The following is a 19,141-nucleotide window of genomic DNA, read 5'->3' on the forward strand; positions in this document are numbered from 1 at the left end:
TCGCTTAAGATTTTCTGTTTTGTAAGGCGATAAACAGGATCAGGACGCCGCCCCACAGCGCCATCGTCAGGTAACTGCTGACGCCCATCAGGTTCAGGCCGCTTTCCAGCATTTGCAGGACGATCAGCGCCAGTACCAGCCCGATGACCCGCCCGAATCCGCCGTCGGGGTTGATCCCGCCAAGCACGGACGCAAGGATAGTCACCAGCAGATACGAATCGCCGTAGCCCGCTTTCGCCGAGTTGAATTTAGACATCATCAGCAGCGCCGCGCCCCAGCCGAGCAGGGCGGAAAGCACGTACACGGCGATAGTGACTTTATGGGTGTTGACGCCGCTAAAGCGCGTGGCCTGTTCGTTGGAACCCATCAGGTACAAACTGCGGCCGAGCGTGGTGTGTTCCAGCAAAACCCACAGCAGCAGCGCCACCAGCAAAAACAGCAGCAGGGCGACAGGAATGCCCAGCAGGCTGCCATTGCTCAGATACTGAATCGCCACCGGGAAGCCGGAAATCACCGCGCCACTGGTGAGTAAAATGTTCAGCCCGGCAATCAGCGTCATGGTGCCAAGCGTGGCCAGAATCGGCGAGACGCCGACGTAAGCAATCAGCGCACCGTTCAGCACACCCATCACCACCGCCACGGCCAGCCCGGCGAGCATTGCCAGCGCGAAATAACCCGGCTGGTCAGGGTGCGCCACCAGAATCGCAGCCATTGCCAGCGAACAGGCGTTGGCACCGGCAATGACGGAAAGGTTGATCCCGCCGGTCAGCATGGTGATACCCATGCCTAACGCCAGCATCCCCAGAATCGGCAACTGCGAGGAGATAGACTGGAAATTGCCGACGCTGTAAAAACTGCCGCCCAGCGTGAAGGAAAACAGCACGGCGACGGCGACGATGATCAGCAACTGCAAGCGGATGATGCGGTCGCCGGGGAGAATTTTGGTTAAGGTCGTCATGTCACATCCCCTTCGCCAGTTTGCGTTTTTCGTTCCACGCGGTGCTGCTGATGCTGACCAGAATGATCACGCCGCTGAAAACCTGATGCCAGTAAGACGAAATGCTCAGTAATGTCAGCCCGTTTTGCAGGAAGGCCAGCAGCATTACGCCGAGAAGGGTGCCGGTCAGCGAGCCGCGCCCGCCGGTCATGCTGGTGCCGCCTAACACCACCGCCGCCAGCACCGTCAGCTCATAACCGAGCAGGGAATTGGGCGCGACCGACTGCGTGATCTGCGCCTGTACCACTGCCGCAATGCCCGCCAGTAACCCCATAAAGCCGTAAACGTAGAAGTGCAGCCGCAGAATGTTCAGGCCGAGGCGCGAGGCGGCGTCACGGTTGCTGCCCATTGCATAAATCTGGCGGCCTACGCGGGTGCGGTTCATCAGTACGCCGGTGGCGATAATCACGCCCAGCAGGCTGAGCAAAGGCAGCGTTAGCCCATAGTCATAGCCGTCGGCGGCGGTGAACGAGAACCAGTTAATGCCGTTCATAAACCAGTCCGGGAAACCGTACAGCCAGGTGCCGTTGGTCAGATACACCAGCAAACCGTAAAACAGGTTCAGCGTGGCAATGGTGATGATAATTGCCGGAACGCGCAGCCAGTAAACCAGGAATCCGTTCACCAGCCCGAGCAGTAAACCGGTGCCCATCGACAGCGCGAACGCCAGCGGAAAACTGCCGCCGTGGTGAATGATGTAACTCGCCATCACGTACTGACCGATAGAGGTCACGGCGGGGAAGGAGATATCAATCCCGCCGGCAATCAGCACCACAAACAGACCGCAGGCCAGAATGCCGAGAATGGCATAGCTGGTGGCAACGTCCGTGAGATTGCCGAGCGTCATAAATTCATGGGTGCGCAGGCTCAGGCCGATGACCAGCAGCAGAACCAGTAATCCCAGCCAGAATTCATGCTGAGAAAACAATTTGGAGAGCTTTTTGTTATCCATTGATTGCCTCCGCAATCTGCGCTTCGCTGCTCTGGTGCGGAGCAAACTCCGCCACCAGCTGGCCTTTTCGCATCACCAGCACGCGGTGACTGTTGTAATACGCTTCGGGAATTTCATCGCAAATCATCAGAACGGCCATGCCGGATTCCGCCAGATCGCGCGCAATCCGGTAAATGCCTTCTTTATTGGCGATATCCACGCCGACCGTCGGCGAATCCAGGATCAGGATATGCGGCTGCGTCGCCACCCATTTGGCGATGGCGATACGCTGCGCATTCCCGCCGGATAACGTTTTCACCGGCAGCGCGCTGTCCGACACTTTAATGTTCAGGTCGCGGATCAGATCGTTCACCACCGCGGCCGCTTTGCGGTGATCCATCAGGCCGGTGGCGGTGTGCAGCTTGTCGAAAATGGACACCAGCGTGTTGTCATAAATCGATTGCTCCATGACCAGCCCTTGCGTCAGGCGATCTTCAGAGACATACGCGATGCCGTGGCGGATAGCGTCGCGGTTACTGTGAAATTTCACCGCATTACCGTTCACGCGGATTTCACCGCTGTCAGGCTGGCTCATGCCGAACAGGCTCAGGCACAGTTCGGTGCGGCCCGACCCGAGCAGGCCGATAATCGAGGTGATTTCCCCCTGACGCAGTGACAGCGAAATATCCTGATACTGGCCTTTGCGGCTCAGATGGCTGACTTCCAGCAGCGGCGTGGCTTCAGCGGGCGCGCGGTGCGGCAGATGGCTGTAGCTAAAACGCTGCCCGGTCATCAGGAACGCCAGTTCGTTGCTGTCGAGTGAACTGGCCGGATAGGTGCCGACCAGCTTGCCGTCGCGCATGACGCTGATCTGGTCGGCGACTTCCATCACTTCATCTAAACGGTGGCTGACGAAAACCACGCAAATGCCCGCGGCTTTCAGCTCACTGACCACCCGCAGCAGGCCGTTCACCTCGGTGCGGGTCAGTGACGCGGTGGGTTCATCCATGATCACCAGGCTGGCGTCAGCAGCGATTGCCCGGCATATTGCCACCAGTTGACGGTCGGCGATCGATAACTTTTCGACTTTACGATCCGGGTCGAGAGAAACCCCCACCCGTTGCATCGCCGCTATCGCTTTTTTGCGCATTGCCTCGCGATGTACCCAAAAATCGCCGCCCGGCAGATACCGGTGAATCGCTATATTTTCGGCCACCGATAAATTGGGGAATAAAGAGAGGTCCTGATAAATCACCTGAATACCGTAATAAGAAGAAAGCTGCGGCGTTAAGGAATGAAAAAGTTTGCCGTCGAGCGTAATCGCAGCCCCTTTCTCCGGCTGATAAACGCCGGAAATGACTTTAATAATTGTGCTTTTTCCGCAGCCATTCTGACCGGCAAGACAATGCACTTCGCCTTTATTTAAGGTGATCGAGACATTATCCAGCGCCAGTACGCCGGGGAATTTTTTGCTGATTTTTTCGAGGCGGATAAACGCCTCAGCAGGAACGGCGGGCGTGAGTGTAGTCATCACATTTTCCTTACAGCGTTTACCCCGTCATACTTCAAATTGCAGATGCGTTGGCTGCGCTTGCTCACCCGAATCACTTACTCAAGTAAGCTCATCGGGATTCTCTCGCTTGCCGCCTTCCTGCAATCCGAATTATTTAGGGGGATTTTTTTATATTGGGGGAAACAAATACGGCACAACAAACTACGCCCTATTTGTTTCATTCCCCTGGTGTGGCGCGGGAGATAATTTATCTCCGGTAAAATCGGTCTTTATTCGTTAAATCAAAAGCCCAGTGATTTCGCATTGTCCGGCGTAACTTCGAGGATCTTATTAAAGCGAATCACATGTTTATCAGTATCCACATCGGCTTTGCCTAAACCTTCAATGCTCAGATCTTTGGTCACTTCTTTACCCTGTAACAGCTGGTCGGCAACTGAAACGAGTGCGTAACCGGCATCTTTTGGATCCCACAGCAGGACTTTCTTAATATCCCCGCGCATCAGGTAGGGCGCGGCCTGCGCTGGCATCGCGATACCGACGACGGCGATTTTATTTTTCGCACGTTTCTGCTGAACGGCCTGACCGGCACCGATCGGGCCGAGTGAACCGAAACCGATAATCCCTTTCAGATCAGGATAGGTTTTCATTAAATCCAGCGTGGTGGAGTAGGACTTGTCGATATTTTCCGCCACCGGCAAACGTGAGGTGACTTCGTGCATGTCGGGGTATTTTTCTTTCTGATATTTAATCGCGGCATCTGCCCACGCGTTATGCAATGGCACGGTCAGGGAACCGACATAAATGGCATAACCGCCTTTGCCGCCCATATCTTTTGCCAGTTCATCCATATTGGCTTCGGCATATTTCTGACTGTCGATGGTTTCGATATCCCACTGACCAATCTGCTGATCCGGGGATTCGTGGGTTAATACCACGATGCCCTGATCGCGGGCTTTTTTCAGCACCGGCTCCAAGACTTTGGCGTCGTTCGGCACCACGATAATGGCGTCCACTTTTTTCGCGATCAGGTCTTCAATCACTTTCACCTGCTGAGCCGGGTCTGGCGTCGAACCGCCAACCTGATAGGCGTTAACATCCAGCTTCTGCGCGGCTTCTTTTACGCCGACTTCCATGCGGGTGAACCAAGGAATGCCGGTGACTTTCGCCACGACGGCGATGTCGTAGGGTTTATTGGCAGCGAAAGCCGGTGTTGTTAACAACATGCATGCTGAAACCACACATGCACTGACTAATGCGAGGTTAAATTTCATGTCTGTACCTTTCTTATGAGGGTTTGTGTAGGGGCGGACGGGGTAAATGCCGCAATCAGAGATTAACTTAACGGGAAAGTGCTTTTCGCGTGCTCGTGAACGAACTGTGATCAAAGCCCGAAATTGTTAATTTATGTGATTATTAATGTTAATTTTAAGTTTCAAAAATTCGAATGACACGCATCTCACGGCGATGCGAGGTGAAGTTACCGATAACAAAAACACAATTAAATAACAAATTATTAACAATTACGCATCAATAAATCAAAGCCGATGGATTTGAGAGCCCCATAAACCGCGGACTGGCTTTTATTTGTGCAGAATGTGAAGACGGTCACGAGGCGTGAATGCGTCAACGTGGTGCGCAGTTGCACCGGGTTTGTGCGATGTCCTGCTGCGGTGCATCACCGCATACGCGTCAGATCACAATCCTGCACAATAGCTGCCGCCAGAAATCAAAATAATTCCCTGCATACTCATTCCTTTACCCTCGTTGCTGTAAAAGGGGATTTTTTCTTTTATTCATTTTTTATGCAATTTATGTGAATAACAGGCGGTTTTAAGTGGTTGTTTTTTCTGGGTGCTGCCTTTTTTATTCACTTTTTTCCTTTGCTGGCACGAAGACTGCACTCTATGATGAGACTGAGTGAGATTATTTATTAACTTTTAGATAACAAACTAATAACTGCATTTCCTGCCTGTATGGGGGGCGGAAACGTGCACCTTAAATTCAGTCGGCCATCGATACTTAATAAAGAGGTTTATATGGAACACCAACAGCAGCCGCAAAATGTCAGCCGCCAGAACTTTGATGACTGGATGGTGCCTGTTTACGCCCCGGCTGCGTTTATTCCGGTGCGTGGCGAAGGATCCTGGCTCTGGGATCAGGCGGGCAAAGACTATGTGGATTTTGCAGGCGGCATTGCGGTGAATGCGCTGGGACATGCGCACCCTGAAATTCGTAAAACGCTGCATGAGCAGGCTGATAAGGTCTGGCATCTGGGCAACGGTTACACCAACGAACCGGTGCTGCGTCTGGCGAAACAACTGATCGACGCGACGTTCGCCGACAAAGTGTTTTTCTGTAATTCCGGTGCGGAAGCCAACGAAGCGGCGCTCAAACTGGCGCGGCTGTACGGCCACAAAGCCGGTGGCGATAAGAACGAAATTATTGCCTTCAAAAACGCCTTCCACGGCCGCACGTTGTTTACCGTCACTGCGGGCGGTCAGCCGAAATATTCCGAAGATTTTGCGCCGCTGCCACCGGCCATTACGCATCTGCCGTTTAACGATCTGGCCGCCGTGGCCAGCCAGATTTCCTCGCGTACCTGTGCCGTGATCGTCGAGCCGATTCAGGGCGAAGGCGGCGTGGTGCCTGCCGATGCGCATTTTCTGCAAGGTTTGCGGGAGCTGTGCGACAAACATCAGGCCGTGCTGATTTTCGATGAAGTCCAGACCGGCGTGGGCCGCACCGGCGAGTTGTACGCCTACCAGCATTACGGCGTGGTGCCGGACATTTTAACCAGCGCCAAAGCGCTCGGCGGCGGCTTCCCGATTGGGGCGATGCTGACCACCGACCGCTACGCCGTACTTTTCCAGCCGGGCACGCACGGCACCACCTACGGCGGAAACCCGCTGGCGACGGCGGTGGCGGGCAAAGTCTTTGAGATGATCAATACGCCCGAAGTTCTGTCGGGTGTGAAGAAACGGCACCAGTGGTTCCTCGATGGCCTGAAACGCATTAACGACCGTTATCACGTCTTCAGCGAAGTGCGCGGGCAGGGGCTTTTGCTCGGCGCGGTGATGAGTGAACGCTATAAAGATCAGGCGAAACAGCTGAATACGCTGGCAGCCGGAGAAGGGCTGATCGCGCTGATTGCCGGGCCAAACGTGCTGCGCTTTGCGCCGTCACTGATTATTTCGGGTGCGGACATTGAAGAAGGGCTGAACCGACTGGAACGTGCCGTGGCGCGCCTTTGCGTGTGATTGTTTCGGATACATAAGCTTTGGGATGAAAGAGGTAGAGCATCATGATGTTGATTCGACCTGTGCGGCCCGGCGATCTCGCCGATATCCTGCAGTTGTCAGGCAAAACCGGCATCGGTTTAACGTCTTTGCCCAAGGATGAAGCGCATTTACGCGGACGCATTGAGCGTTCGGTGGCGACCTGGGAAGGTCGACTTGAGAAAGCCGATCAGGGCTATTTGTTTGTGCTCGAAGACACGGAACTTGAAAAAGTCGTGGGCGTCAGCGCCATCGAAGTGGCCGTCGGGCTGAGTGAACCCTGGTATAACTTCCGCCTCGGCACGCTGGTTCACGCTTCAAAAAGCCTGAACATCTACAAGCCGGTGCCGACGCTGTTTCTCAGCAACGACCACACCGGTTACACCGAGCTTTGCACACTGTTCCTTGACCCGGATTATCGCCACGGCAAAAACGGCCAGCTGTTATCAAAAGTTCGCTTCCTGTTTCTGGCGGCTTTCCGCGAATATTTCTCCCGCAAGGTGATTGCGGAGATGCGCGGCATGTCCGATGAAAGCGGCCATTCTCCGTTCTGGGACAGCGTCGGGCGGCATTTCTTCGGTATGGAATTCGCCGAAGCCGACCGCCTGACCGGCATGGGGCAAAAGTCCTTTATCGCCGAACTGATGCCGAAACATCCGCTGTACACCGAACTGCTCAGCCACGACGCGCGCGAAGTGATTGGTGAGGTGCATCCGCAAACCGCACCGGCGCGCGCGGTGCTGGAAGGTGAAGGGCTGCGCTACGAAGGTTATGTCGATATTTTTGACGCGGGCCCGACGCTGGAAGGCGAAATTGATTCGCTGCGCGCCGTCAAAGAAAGCCGTCTGTTACCGGTCCGGCTGGCAGAACATCGCGCTGACCGTGACGAGCCGCAATATCTGGTCGCCAACGAACAGTACCAGAATTTTCGCGCCTTGCTGATCCCTGGCGGCGATTCGCCGGAGTCCATCCAGTTAAACGCCTGCGAAGCCGACATGCTCGGTCTTCGTGAAGGCGACAGCCTGCGCGCCGTGGCACTTTTTGCCGGCAGCAGCGTTACCCAACCGACACAATTTCACCAAAAGGAAAGTCTCGCATGATGCAACCTGCACTCTTTATTCAGGGCCAGTGGCGCAGCGGGCAAGGCGCGCAGCTCAGTAAAACTAATCCGGCGGATAACACGCTGTTGTGGTCGGCACTGAGCGCTGACGCGCAAGACGTTGAAATGGCCTGCACGGCAGCGCGAACGGCGTTTCCGGCGTGGGCGCGTAAAACCGTGGCTGAACGTAGCGAGGTGATTAAACGTTTCGCGGATTTACTGACCGAACATAAAACCCGGCTGACGGAAATCATCAGCCAGGAAACCAGCAAACCGCGCTGGGAAACGCTGACGGAAATCCAGGCGATGATCGGCAAAGTGGCGATTTCTCTGGAAGCCAACCAGCAGCGTACCGGTGAAAAACACACCGCGATGCCGGACGGCGAAGCGGTGTTACGCCACCGTCCGCACGGCGTTCTGGCGGTGTTCGGGCCGTATAACTTCCCCGGTCATCTGCCCAACGGCCACATCGTTCCGGCATTACTGGCGGGCAATACGATCGTTTTCAAGCCGAGTGAGCTGACGCCGAAAACTGCGGAAGAAACCGTGAAACTCTGGCAGCAGGCCGGTTTACCGGAAGGCGTGCTGAATCTGGTGCAGGGCGGGCGCACGACCGGCGAAGCGCTGGCGGCCTGCGGGAATATCGACGGGCTGCTGTTCACCGGCAGCGCGGGCACGGGTTATCAGTTGCACCGCCAGCTGGCGGGGCAGCCGGAAAAAATTCTGGCGCTGGAAATGGGCGGCAATAACGCGCTGATCGTTGAACCGGTTGAGGACATCGATGCCGCGGTCAATCTGACCATTCAGTCGGCGTTTATTTCCGCCGGGCAGCGTTGTACCTGCGCGCGCCGTTTGCTGGTGAAAGAGGGCGCGGCGGGCGATGCGTTTATCGCGCGTCTGCTGGATGTCACGATGCAACTGCGCACCGGAGGCTGGAATGACGAGCCGCAACCGTTTATGGGCGGCGTGATTTCCGATGCCGCTGCGCGCAACATGCTGAAAGCGCAGGATGAACTGCTGGCACTGGGCGGGAAGCCGCTGCTGTTGCTGACGCGTCCGGATCCGCTGAATACGGTGCTGACACCGGGGATTATTGATCTCACCGGCGTGGCCGGTATTCCGGATGAAGAATATTTTGGCCCGCTGCTGAGCGTTTACCGTTACAGCGATTTCGACGGTGCGATCCGCCTCGCCAATCAGACGCGTTTCGGGCTGGCGACCGGGCTGATCTCTGCAGAGCGTGCTCAGTTTGAGCAGCTACTATTGGAAGCGAGGGCGGGCATTGTTAACTGGAACAAACCGCTGACCGGCGCATCAAGCAACGCGCCATTCGGCGGTATCGGCGCTTCCGGTAACCACCGTCCGAGCGCGTATTATGCGGCGGATTACTGCGCGTGGCCGATGGCCTCGCTGGAAACAGACAAGCTGGAACTTCCTGCGACGCTGTCGCCGGGTGTTGATTTCCGCACAACCTGAGGAGAGCTGGAATGTCTGGATGTGAAGCAAATTTTGACGGACTCGTCGGGCCAACGCACCACTACGCGGGGCTGTCTTTTGGCAATGAAGCCTCGACGAAAAATCAGAACGCCGTCGCTAACCCGCGTCTGGCGGCGAAACAGGGCCTGCTGAAAATGAAAGCGCTGGCCGATCTGGGCTTTGCGCAGGGGATTTTGCCGCCTCACGAACGGCCTCATCTCAGCACGTTGCGTAAGATGGGATTCGGCGGCAGCGATCGCGAAGTGCTGGCAAAAGCGCAGGCGTATTCGCCGCGTCTGTTGTCGTCGCTGAGTTCGGCGTCGTCCATGTGGGTGGCGAATGCGGCGACGGTTTCCCCTTCGGCGGACAGCGGTGACGGGCGCGTCCATTTCACCGTCGCTAACCTGAATAATAAATTCCACCGTGCAATAGAAGCCGAAACCACCTCGGCCATTCTGCGTGCGACCTTCCACGCGGACCGCTATTTTGCGCACCACGAAGCGCTGCCGCAGGTGGCGGCGTTAGGCGATGAAGGGGCTGCCAACCATAACCGGTTATGTGGCGCGTATGACAAACCCGGCGTGCAGGTTTTTGTGTACGGACGTGACGGGCTGGTGACCGGTGAAAACGAACCGGTGTGTTATCCGGCGCGGCAGACGCGTTTAGCCAGTGACGCCGTAGCGCGTTTGCATCAGCTCGATGAAAAAAGAACGGTATTTATCCAGCAAAATCCGCAGGCCATCGACAGCGGCGTTTTCCATAACGACGTGATTTCGGTCAGCAACGGCAACGTGCTGTTCCATCATCAGCAGGCGTTTGTGAATACGGCCAGCGCGCTCGGTGAAATCCGCCGCAAAATGTCTGCGCTTGAACTGGATTTCCAGCCGATTGAAGTGCCGCAGGCGAAAGTTTCTCTGGATGACGCCGTGGCCACCTATCTTTTCAACAGCCAGTTGCTGACCAAATCCGACGGCAAGATGTTGTTAGTGGTGCCGGAAGAATCGCGCCAGCACAGCGGCGTCTGGGCTTATTTGTCCGAATTAGTCGAAAGCGGCGGGCCAATCAATCAGATCGAAGTGTTTGATTTGCGTGAAAGTATGCGCAACGGCGGTGGTCCGGCGTGTCTGCGTCTGCGCGTGGCGCTGAACCGTAATGAACTGAATGCGGTGAATGTGGCGTCAATCATGAACGACAGCCAGTTTGTGCGCCTGAATACGTGGGTGGATACGCATTATCGCGACCGGATGCAGGCTAAAGATCTGGCAGATCCGCAACTGCTGACCGAAGTGCGTACCGCGCTGGATGAGCTGACCAATATTCTCGGGCTGGGTGCCATTTACCCGTTCCAGCGCTGACCTTCAAAGGAGTGAGTTATGTTTGATTTATTAGCGGTGACGCTGTCGGGCGAGCCGGTCACTGAACCGGCCGGACAAACCGAAACGCTCGACTGGCAGTGGCGCGGCGAGGGTATTCTCGAACTGTCGCCGCGCGTGCCTTGTGACACCGCCGTCGTGATTTCGGCGGGGATTCATGGCAATGAAACGGCACCCATCGAACTGCTGAATCAGCTGACGGGCGAACTGCTTTCCGGCGCAAGAGCGCTGCGGGTCCGGCTGCTGGTGTTGCTGGGGAATCCGCCGTCAATGCGACTCAATAAGCGTTTTGTGGACGAGGATATGAACCGCATGTTTGGCGGACGTCACGCACGTTATACCCCGAATGATGAAACGCGACGCGCGCAGGAACTCGAGCAGGCGATGGCGCTGTTTTACCGCAGCGCCACGGCGGCGGGTGCCCGACAGCGTTTTCATTATGATCTGCACACCGCCATTCGCGGCTCCCTGCACGTCCGTTTCGGGTTGCTGCCGTTACAGGCCAGACCGAAAAGCGAGGCGATGCTGGCGTGGCTTAACGCGTGCGGGCTTGACGCGCTGGTGCATCACCGTTCGCCGGGCGGCACCTTTACCCATTTCAGCAGTGAAGTGTTTCAGGCCGACAGTTGCACGCTAGAACTGGGTAAAGCGCTGCCGTTTGGCTGCAACGATCACGCACAGTTCACGGGGATCCGCCGCGGGCTTGAAACCCTGGTCAGCGGCGAGCCTTTGCCTGCCCGCGAAACCGGTGAGCCACTTGTGCATTACCGCGTGGTGCAGGACGTGATCCGCTCGAAGGAAGATTTCCATCTATTCGTTCCCGCCGGTGCGCTGAATTTCACGCCTTTTAAAAAAGGTTTCGTGATCGCCACAGAAACCGGGAAAACCTATCGGGTGGAAGAAGAGGAAGAAGGGGTGTTATTCCCGAACCCGAATGTCGCGCCGGGGCTGAGAGCCGGGCTGATGCTGGTGAAGATGTAGATTTTTTAAGGTGGATATAAAAGAAAACGGTCCTGATTTTCATCAGGACCGTTTTCTTTTATATGGCGGTGAGGGAGGGGTTCGAACCCTCGATACGATTACTCGTATACACACTTTCCAGGCGTGCTCCTTCAGCCACTCAGACACCTCACCGGATCCGTTACACCGCATGCGCTGCAACGGGGCGCTACTATAGGGAGACTGCCCAGAAGGGTCAAGCAGAATTTCGGGGTTTTGTGTCAGACGCTCACAGACCGTTCAGGGCGGTAAGCGGGCACAGATGAATGACACATTGTTAAGTTTATCTCCCCGGCCCCAGGGGCCTTGTGAATGTCGCTAATGTTTACTTAAAACGTATACAGCAGGGCGAAATTGACGGTGGTGCCGTCGCGTTGTTCAACGATCGGGCTTTTGCCGGCATGATCGCCCAGCCAGGTGTAATCCGCGCTGACGACGCCGCCCCAGTTTGGTGTGAACTGGTGGCTCCATGTCAGACTGGTGTCCACGCCATAAAATCCTCCGGCGGCCTGATAGGGCGCGAAATCAGTACGCTCGCTTTGCTTTTCGCTCACACCGTAAAAGGTATTCATGTAGCGGCGGTCGCCAAAAAGTGCTGCCGACTGGAGCGCGACGGTGTCGGTGCTATTTTGCACCGGCAATATTGTCACAGACGTCTGATACTGCACGCCTTGCCCGTCAGTCAGGGGAAGCGTGGTTTTGCCTTCGAAGGAAAGCCACGGCGTCGCCGACCAGCCGATGGCGATGGCGGTATTGAGGGCCACATCAATATTTCCCATGCCTTTGAGCTTTTCTGAGCCATCGCGCCAGGTCGAATTCCGGTCTGTCCGCCCCAGGCTGACGCCCAGCGTATGTTCAAGATACAGGCCGTTATCAGCTTGCAGGTCATATCCCAGGCCTTTGAGCGAATCAAAGAAAACGGCGTTGTCCCGCGCCTGAATGACCGGCGCAACCAGCCAGTGACGTTCATCCGAGCCGCTGTAACGTGGCGCGCTTTGTGCGCCGATACCGACAGTTAACGTTTGCGCAGGCGAAGCGCTGTCATCGGCCAGCGCCTGCAGCACTGTTGCGGACACGGTGAAACAGGTAATGTGCAGCATTAGTTTTCTGGATATCATTGTGATTCCTCATCACCCAACCGTATGGTTTGTAGCGGATCGTAGCCGCGTCTGAAACCGGAGTATGCAGAGGCAGTGTCAATATACTGTCTGGGATTTATGAAGAAACAGTCAAGGCGAGAAACATGCAGACGAAACGAATTCTGATCATTGAAGACGACGCCGATGCGGCAGATGTCCTTGATGCTTATCTGAAACGTGAAGGTTATGAGGTGCAGATTGCCGGTGACGGACTGTCCGGGCTGGAGAGTGCGCAGCGGTGGAAGCCTGATCTTATTTTGCTGGATGTGATGCTGCCGGGGATGCGGGGCACGGACGTTCTGGCGTCTGTTCGCCGCGAAAGCAGTACACCGGTCATCATGGTGACCGCGATGGGGGATATGCCGGATAAAATTGGTGCGCTGCGATTTGGTGCGGATGATTATGTCGTCAAACCTTACAACCCCGGCGAAGTGGTGGCGCGGGTGCAGGCGGTATTACGGCGTGTGGCGTCGGGCAACGAGGTGGCGTCGTCTGTTTTGTGCTGGCAGGGGCTCGACGTCGATGTCGATGCGCTCACCGCGTCCGTGCGGTCAGCGTCGGGCGAACCGCGTTATCTTGATTTAACCCCCACGGAGTTCGGGGTTCTGAGTACATTAATGCGTGCACCGACGCGCCCGTTCTCGCGGCAATATCTGCTCGAACATTGCCTGCCGGAAAGCGAGGCGCTGGAAAGGGTGGTGGATACGCATGTTTATAATCTGCGCAAAAAGCTGGAATCCGCCGGGATCGTGAATGTGCTGGTCAACGTGCGCGGCGTGGGCTACCGGTTCCGCCAGCCATGAGTAGCTCACACGATCAGTCCCTGTGGCGCTGGATTTGCGTTCGTATCCTGACGCTGGCAATTGGCAGTGTTGTCCTGATTGCGCTGTGCATGTGGCTGCGCTTTGTCATTGAGAATCTCTGGGTATTGCACCATATGTCCCCGGCTATGCGGGCGGAATTTGAGGTGTTGCGCGGTAACCCTGAGCTTAATCTGACGCGTTTTCATGAGATTGTGGATCAGGGCTGGGGGGCGCGTTACTCCGATCCTTCCATTGCCTCTGCCGACTGGATGATGGTCGGCATACTGGTTGTCGTGGTGATCCCTTTTATCGCTCTGCTGGGCCTCAAAGCCGCACGGCCGCTTTCGTTGCAGTTCAGCCGTCTGGCGCAGGTGGCGCGGGCAGTCACGAAAGGGGATTTCAACACGCGGGCTGAGCCGGTCAAAAATGCCCCGGCGGAGCTTAACCAGTTCACCGACGATTTTAACGCCATGATGCTGCAACTTTCGCGTTATGAGCGGGAACTGCGGGCGTCGCATGTGGCGATGGCGCACGAACTTCGCTCGCCGCTGACGGCAGCGGTGGGGCGTTTGCAGGGGATGCTTGACGGCGTATTCCAGCCGGAGCCGCGTCAGTTGCAGATGGTCATGAAACAGCTTTTGCATCTGAACCGGCTGATTGACGAGCTGCATTTGCTTTCACTGGCGGACGCCGGTCAGCTCAATCTCAGTAAAACCCGTCTGGATCTGGCTGAACTGCTGCGTGAGCGCGTAGCCTGGCTCAAACCTCAGTCAGCGGATGCCGGGTTTGATATTTTCGTGACGCCTGACATTCCCTGCCCTTATGTCGGCGATCCGTTCCGGCTCGGGCAGGTAATGACCATTCTGATGGAAAATGCCCTGCGTTATGCGCAGGAAGGGCACCGGCTGGATATTTCGGTTTCACACACGTTAAGCGGCGTTGAGATTGCTTTTGAAGATCACGGGCCGGGCGTGGACGCCGATTTTTTACCGGTGATGTTTGAACGTTTCAGCCGGGCGGACTCTTCCCGCGCGCGGCATTCCGGTGGCAGCGGATTAGGGTTGTCCATTGCCCGTGCGATTTGTAAAGCCCACGGGGGCAGCATCCGGGCAGCGCAGAAAGCGCCGCGCGGGCTGATCATTACGGTCAGCTTGCCTCAGCCGGAAGCCGGATAATAAAAAAGTGCGGGTCTTGACGGTTCCTTGATGAAATATCGCGGGAATCTGGACAGTGAATGGATTGAATAGCGGCATCTCAATTCAGGAAGTCTGTCATGTTCGCTACTTTTACTGATTATGTCCGCCACGCGCTGCGCCATCTGGCCGTCTGTGACTTGCTGTGGCCGTTTATTCCCGCTGTATTTCTGCTGTTCATTGCCGTGCTGGTGTCCGGGTGTGGCGATAAAACGCATAAACAGGCGGCTCCCATCAGGCCGGTGCGCGTGGTGATCGCGCCTTCTCCGGAGGCTTCCGGTCTTTTTATCCAGACCGGCGAAATCCGGCCTCATGAAGAGGCGTTACTCGGCTTCCGGCTGGATGGGCGGATGCTGACCCGACAGGCCGATGTCGGTGAGCGCGTGACCGCAGGGCAGGTGTTAGCCACACAGGAACCGGATACCCGCCGTAACCAGCTCAGCAGCGCGCAGGCCGATCTCGACAGCGCCCGCGCCGCGGAACAGCTGGCCTCACTCAATCTCAGACGCATGAAGTTGCTGATGCCGGGCGGCGCGATCGCCCGTTCGCAGCTTGATAGCGCACAGTCCGACTGGCAGGCGGCCCGTTCACGGCGTCAGAGCAGTGAAGATTCGCTGAAAACTGCCCGCGAGAACCTCGGCTGGTCACAACTGACGTCTCCGGCCAACGGGGTGATCACGCAGGTCAGCGCCTCGGCCGGTCAGGTCGTGACCGCCGGACAAACGGTGGTGACACTGGCCTCGGGCGACGGGCGTGATGCGGTCTTTGATGTGGCCGGCACGCAGGCTGTTTCTGCCCACGCCGGGAATGAGTTTGCCGTGTCACTGCTGTCAGATTCATCGGTGGTCGCTCAGGGGCATTTACGGGATATCAGCCCGCAGGCCGATCCGCAAACCCGGACGTGGCGCGTTCGCATCACGCTCGACAACCCGCCGCCTGCGCTGGCGCTGGGAGCCAGCGTGCAGCTCATCCTTCACGCTTCAGATGAGTCAGCAGTAGCCCTTCCTGCGGCCGCCCTGACCCGCGCCGGAGGGCAGCCCGCCATTTTTGTCGTGAATACTAAAACGCTGACGCTGCACCTGCGGCCGGTGGTATTAGGGCGTTACAGCACTTCAGAAATCTTTGTTAAAACGGGCGTCAGCCCCGGCGAAACGGTCGTGATTGCCGGGGTGAGTCAGTTGCGGGACGGCGAAAAAGTGACCCTCGGGGAGGGCCGCGAATGAAGCCTTCATTGCCCGTCAGCAAATTTAACCTCTCCGCCTGGGCGCTGGCGCATCAGCCGCTGATGGCTTTTTTTATGCTCCTGTTAATGACCGCAGGCATCATCAGTTATGAGCAATTGCCCCGTAACGAAGATCCGGCGTTTACCATTAAAACCGCAGTGGTGTCCGCCACCTGGCTGGGTGCCAGCGTGGTGGATACGGTAAATCTGGTCACAGACACGCTGGAAAAAAAACTGCAGGAAATTCCGTATCTCGATTACGTGGAGAGCGATACGCACGCCGGACAGTCGGTGATCTTCATTAATTTGCGCGATGACACGCCGCCGTCAGCGGTTGCCGGGATCTGGTATCAGGTGCGTAAAAAAATGCAGGATATTACGCCCTCATTGCCCGCCGGCGTGCAGGGGCCGCAGGTCAACGATGAGTTCGAGGATACGTTTGGCACCATCTATGGTTTTACTGCCGAAGGCTATACGCCGCGCGAGTTGCGCGACCGTGTGGAAGACATCCGCCGCAGCCTGATGTCACTGCCGGACATGGGAAAAACCAGCCTGCTCGGTGTGCAGGAAGAAAACATCGTGATTGCGTTTTCGCCTGCGCAGCTCGCCGGTATGGGCATTGATCTGCAACAGGTCGTCGATGCCCTGAAAGCGCAAAACGCCGTAGAGCCGTCGGGTATCCTGCGCAGCGATCGCGAGAACATTGCGTTGCGGGTGAGCGGTGCCCTGACGTCTGAGCAAAGTTTGCGGGCCATCACCTTGCACCTTGCCGGGCGCTACATTCCCCTGACCGATATCGCGACCCTCAGCCGCGAGAATGCCGAGCCGCCGTCACCGGCATTCCGGGTTAACGGGCAACCGGCCATCGGGCTGGCGATTTCCATGGCGTCTTCCGGGAATATGTTGTCGTTCGGTAAGGCGCTCAATGAGCGGATGGCGGATATCCAGACGCGTCTCCCGCACGGGATTGACATGGTGAAAGTGGCGGATCAGTCCGCCGTGGTTGTGCAGGCCGTCAGCAGTTTTATCCGGGTGCTTATCGAAGCCGTTGTGATTGTGCTGGCGGTGTCTTTTGTCTCGCTCGGCACCCGCGCCGGGCTGGTGGTGGCGGCCGCGATCCCCATTGTGCTGGCCATGACGTTTATTGGCATGATGCTGGCCGGGATCGGATTACAGCGTATTTCGCTGGGCGCGCTGATCATTGCGCTCGGGCTGCTGGTGGATGATGCGATGATCACCGTTGAAGCGATGGTGTCACGCATTGAGGCGGGAGATTCGTTGTGGCGCGCCGCGACTTACGCCTTTGAAACCACCGCATTTCCGATGCTGACCGGCACGCTGGTGATGATTGCCGGGTTTATTCCGGTCGGTTTTGCGGCTTCCAGCGCGGGCGAATATTGCTATTCCCTGTTCGCCGTGGTGTTCATTGCGCTGCTGTGTTCATGGGGTGTCGCCGTTCTTTTCTCACCGCTGATCGGGACATGGATTTTGTCCGGAAAACCCGCGTCACACGCGCAAAAACGCGGCAGATTAATGCATTTCTACCAGCGCCTGCTTGATTTTGTATTGCATCACCGGTGGATGACGGTGGGCGTCGCCTGCCTGCTACTGGGGATGTCGGCATATGCAACGACGTTTATGCAGGGCGAATTTTTCCCGGCTTCTGACCGCCCCGAACTGCTGGTCAGCCTGACCTTGCCCGCCAATGCGTCGCAGACGGAGACCGCGCGGCAAACCGAACGGCTGGAACACGCGCTGCATGGCAACAAAAATGTCGATCACTTTTCGGCTTATGTCGGGTCGGGTGCCATACGTTTTTATCTGCCGATGGATGTCTTGCTGGATAACGAAAATACGGCGCAGCTGGTGGTGGTCGCAAAAAGTCTGGAGGACAGGGATACACTTCGCGCGCAACTGGAATCCCTGTTAGCCCGTGATTTCAGCGATATCACCACCCGCGTCTCACCGCTGGAACTCGGCCCGCCGGTGGGCTGGCCGGTGAAATATCGTGTCAGCGGCCCGGACTACGCGAAAGTCAGAATGACGGCGCAACAGCTTGCCGCCGTTCTGGGCAACAGCGCCGTGACCCGTGGCGTCAACCTGACCGCCGGAGAGCCCGAACGCGTTATTACGCTGCGGGTGAATCAGACGGCAGCGCGGGCGGCGGGCGTTTCTTCAGAAAGCCTCGCGGCGTTGCTTAACACCGTCTGGTCAGGCAGCGTGGTGACGACCGTCCGGGACAATAACCGGCTGATCGACGTGGTTCTGCGGGCGAATAACCGGGAACGTCAGGATGTGACGACGCTTTCAGGGCTGATGCTGACCACGGCAACGGGGCAGAAAATCCCGTTAAGTCAGGTTGCCACACCGGTCTGGGGGATTGACGATCCGGTCGTGTGGCGTCGCCAGCGGCTGCCGTTCATTACCGTGCAGACGGATATCGCGCCGGGGCTGCGTGCGGAAACGGTTTCTCAGCAACTCGCGCCGCAGGTTTCGCGTATCAGGGCGTCGCTGCCGCCGGGCTATAAAATCGAAGAGGGCGGCGTGGTGGCCGAATCAGATAAAGGTAACAATTCAGTCTACGCGGTGCTGCCGGTGACGCTTTTCGTCATGCTTGTCTTGCTGATGATCCAGTTACAACGTTTTTCGCGCATGTTGCTGGCATTATTCATGGCGCCTTTTGGCCTGATCGGCATCGTACTTGCCATGCTACCGACGGGTACGCCGATGGGGTTTGTCGCCTTGCTGGGGATTATCGCGCTGGCCGGAATGATCATCCGTAACGCGGTGATTCTGATCAGCGAAGTGGACAATAATGTCATCGCCGGAATGGGCAGCAATGATGCCATCAGAGCCGCTGCTGAGCACCGTTCAAGGCCGATTTTACTGACGGCCTGCGCCGCTATTTTGGGGATGCTGCCGATTGCCGAACAGGTATTTTGGGGGCCAATGGCGTATGCCATTATCGGCGGACTGATTGTCGCCACCTTCTTAACACTGACGGTGTTACCGGCGTCATTGAGCCTTATTATGGCGCTTGAGAAACAGGACATTCTCAATGTGCGGAACAAGCCGCAATGAAAAAAACGCCCGATGCACGGCACCGGGCGTTGTAAAGGCA

At 56.9% G+C, this 19,141-nt stretch carries 14 protein-coding genes and 1 tRNA gene; 9 read left to right on the top strand and 6 right to left on the bottom strand.

All coding sequences use genetic code 11. The features are described from left to right. Nucleotides 1-4: 4 nt before the first annotated feature. The 4 genes from BV494_RS03370 to BV494_RS03390 all read right to left on the bottom strand — a co-directional run bounded on the left by BV494_RS03370 (nucleotide 5) and on the right by BV494_RS03390 (nucleotide 4,712). Complete coding sequence (locus BV494_RS03370; protein WP_104921574.1) at nucleotides 5-958, bottom strand: ABC transporter permease; 954 nt, start codon at nucleotides 956-958, stop codon at nucleotides 5-7. A gap of 1 nt (nucleotide 959) precedes the next feature. Then, the gene (locus BV494_RS03375; protein WP_104921575.1) at nucleotides 960-1,949 is read right to left on the bottom strand and encodes an ABC transporter permease; all 990 of its coding nucleotides are present in this window, start codon (nucleotides 1,947-1,949) and stop codon (nucleotides 960-962) included. Further along, nucleotides 1,942-3,459, bottom strand: coding sequence for a sugar ABC transporter ATP-binding protein (locus tag BV494_RS03380; protein ID WP_104921576.1), 1,518 nt, complete (start codon nucleotides 3,457-3,459; stop codon nucleotides 1,942-1,944). The genes BV494_RS03375 and BV494_RS03380 overlap by 8 nt, the downstream gene beginning before the upstream one ends. A 263-nt stretch (nucleotides 3,460-3,722) precedes the next feature. Continuing rightward, nucleotides 3,723-4,712 carry an autoinducer 2 ABC transporter substrate-binding protein gene (locus BV494_RS03390; protein WP_104921577.1) on the bottom strand — a complete coding sequence of 330 codons (990 nt, stop codon included), beginning with the start codon at nucleotides 4,710-4,712 and terminating at the stop codon, nucleotides 3,723-3,725. Between the two features lie 765 nt (nucleotides 4,713-5,477). On the opposite strand from BV494_RS03390, the gene BV494_RS03395 reads away from it, so the two are divergent. From BV494_RS03395 to astE, 5 genes are read left to right on the top strand one after another with little or no spacing between them, the layout of a single operon-like run. Further along, nucleotides 5,478-6,698 carry an aspartate aminotransferase family protein gene (locus BV494_RS03395; protein ID WP_104921578.1) on the top strand — a complete coding sequence of 407 codons (1,221 nt, stop codon included), beginning with the start codon at nucleotides 5,478-5,480 and terminating at the stop codon, nucleotides 6,696-6,698. A gap of 44 nt (nucleotides 6,699-6,742) precedes the next feature. Continuing rightward, nucleotides 6,743-7,816: an arginine N-succinyltransferase gene (gene astA, locus BV494_RS03400; protein WP_104921579.1), complete on the top strand. Its 1,074-nt coding sequence runs from the start codon at nucleotides 6,743-6,745 to the stop codon at nucleotides 7,814-7,816. Continuing rightward, a complete protein-coding gene (gene astD, locus BV494_RS03405; protein WP_104921580.1) occupies nucleotides 7,813-9,291 on the top strand; it encodes a succinylglutamate-semialdehyde dehydrogenase in 1,479 nt (492 codons plus the stop codon). The genes astA and astD overlap by 4 nt, the downstream gene beginning before the upstream one ends. Nucleotides 9,292-9,302: 11 nt before the next feature. Then, a complete protein-coding gene (gene astB, locus BV494_RS03410) occupies nucleotides 9,303-10,646 on the top strand; it encodes an N-succinylarginine dihydrolase (protein ID WP_104921581.1) in 1,344 nt (447 codons plus the stop codon). 18 nt (nucleotides 10,647-10,664) lie between these two features. Continuing rightward, a complete protein-coding gene (gene astE / locus BV494_RS03415; protein ID WP_104921582.1) occupies nucleotides 10,665-11,645 on the top strand; it encodes a succinylglutamate desuccinylase in 981 nt (326 codons plus the stop codon). 63 nt (nucleotides 11,646-11,708) lie between these two features. Here astE and BV494_RS03420 read toward each other — a convergent pair. Both BV494_RS03420 and BV494_RS03425 read right to left on the bottom strand, forming a co-directional pair. Further along, a tRNA-Ser gene (locus BV494_RS03420) sits at nucleotides 11,709-11,798 on the bottom strand. Between the two features lie 194 nt (nucleotides 11,799-11,992). Further along, a complete protein-coding gene (locus BV494_RS03425) occupies nucleotides 11,993-12,781 on the bottom strand; it encodes a MipA/OmpV family protein (protein WP_104921583.1) in 789 nt (262 codons plus the stop codon). A gap of 125 nt (nucleotides 12,782-12,906) precedes the next feature. On the opposite strand from BV494_RS03425, the gene BV494_RS03430 reads away from it, so the two are divergent. The 4 genes from BV494_RS03430 (at nucleotide 12,907) to BV494_RS03445 (ending at nucleotide 19,101) form a co-directional block, all read left to right on the top strand. Beyond that, the gene (locus BV494_RS03430; protein ID WP_104921584.1) at nucleotides 12,907-13,605 is read left to right on the top strand and encodes a response regulator; all 699 of its coding nucleotides are present in this window, start codon (nucleotides 12,907-12,909) and stop codon (nucleotides 13,603-13,605) included. Further along, on the top strand, nucleotides 13,602-14,780 hold the full coding sequence (locus tag BV494_RS03435) for a sensor histidine kinase (protein ID WP_104921585.1): 1,179 nt from the start codon (nucleotides 13,602-13,604) through the stop codon (nucleotides 14,778-14,780). The genes BV494_RS03430 and BV494_RS03435 overlap by 4 nt, the downstream gene beginning before the upstream one ends. A 98-nt stretch (nucleotides 14,781-14,878) precedes the next feature. Further along, nucleotides 14,879-16,021 (top strand): efflux RND transporter periplasmic adaptor subunit, encoded by a 1,143-nt coding sequence (locus tag BV494_RS03440; protein WP_104921586.1) that lies wholly within the window; start codon nucleotides 14,879-14,881, stop codon nucleotides 16,019-16,021. Continuing rightward, complete coding sequence (locus BV494_RS03445; RefSeq protein WP_104921587.1) at nucleotides 16,018-19,101, top strand: efflux RND transporter permease subunit; 3,084 nt, start codon at nucleotides 16,018-16,020, stop codon at nucleotides 19,099-19,101. The genes BV494_RS03440 and BV494_RS03445 overlap by 4 nt, the downstream gene beginning before the upstream one ends. Nucleotides 19,102-19,141: the final 40 nt, after the last annotated feature.

Origin of the sequence: Rahnella sikkimica, from assembly GCF_002951615.1 — a bacterium.
In the GTDB taxonomy this organism is placed as follows: Bacteria; Pseudomonadota; Gammaproteobacteria; order Enterobacterales; family Enterobacteriaceae; genus Rahnella; species Rahnella sikkimica.

What these genes read in the sequence shown, in the direction of transcription:
- BV494_RS03440 (WP_104921586.1), top strand. Translation starts at nt 14,879, where the DNA reads ATGTTCGCTACTTTTACTGATTATGTCCGCCACGCGCTGCGCCATCTG.
- BV494_RS03435 (WP_104921585.1), top strand. Translation starts at nt 13,602, where the DNA reads ATGAGTAGCTCACACGATCAGTCCCTGTGGCGCTGGATTTGCGTTCGT.
- BV494_RS03370 (WP_104921574.1), bottom strand. Translation starts at nt 958, where the DNA reads ATGACGACCTTAACCAAAATTCTCCCCGGCGACCGCATCATCCGCTTG.
- astE (WP_104921582.1), top strand. Translation starts at nt 10,665, where the DNA reads ATGTTTGATTTATTAGCGGTGACGCTGTCGGGCGAGCCGGTCACTGAA.
- astB (WP_104921581.1), top strand. Translation starts at nt 9,303, where the DNA reads ATGTCTGGATGTGAAGCAAATTTTGACGGACTCGTCGGGCCAACGCAC.
- BV494_RS03425 (WP_104921583.1), bottom strand. Translation starts at nt 12,781, where the DNA reads ATGATATCCAGAAAACTAATGCTGCACATTACCTGTTTCACCGTGTCC.
- BV494_RS03445 (WP_104921587.1), top strand. Translation starts at nt 16,018, where the DNA reads ATGAAGCCTTCATTGCCCGTCAGCAAATTTAACCTCTCCGCCTGGGCG.
- BV494_RS03375 (WP_104921575.1), bottom strand. Translation starts at nt 1,949, where the DNA reads ATGGATAACAAAAAGCTCTCCAAATTGTTTTCTCAGCATGAATTCTGG.
- BV494_RS03430 (WP_104921584.1), top strand. Translation starts at nt 12,907, where the DNA reads ATGCAGACGAAACGAATTCTGATCATTGAAGACGACGCCGATGCGGCA.
- BV494_RS03380 (WP_104921576.1), bottom strand. Translation starts at nt 3,459, where the DNA reads ATGACTACACTCACGCCCGCCGTTCCTGCTGAGGCGTTTATCCGCCTC.
- BV494_RS03390 (WP_104921577.1), bottom strand. Translation starts at nt 4,712, where the DNA reads ATGAAATTTAACCTCGCATTAGTCAGTGCATGTGTGGTTTCAGCATGC.
- BV494_RS03395 (WP_104921578.1), top strand. Translation starts at nt 5,478, where the DNA reads ATGGAACACCAACAGCAGCCGCAAAATGTCAGCCGCCAGAACTTTGAT.
- astA (WP_104921579.1), top strand. Translation starts at nt 6,743, where the DNA reads ATGATGTTGATTCGACCTGTGCGGCCCGGCGATCTCGCCGATATCCTG.
- astD (WP_104921580.1), top strand. Translation starts at nt 7,813, where the DNA reads ATGATGCAACCTGCACTCTTTATTCAGGGCCAGTGGCGCAGCGGGCAA.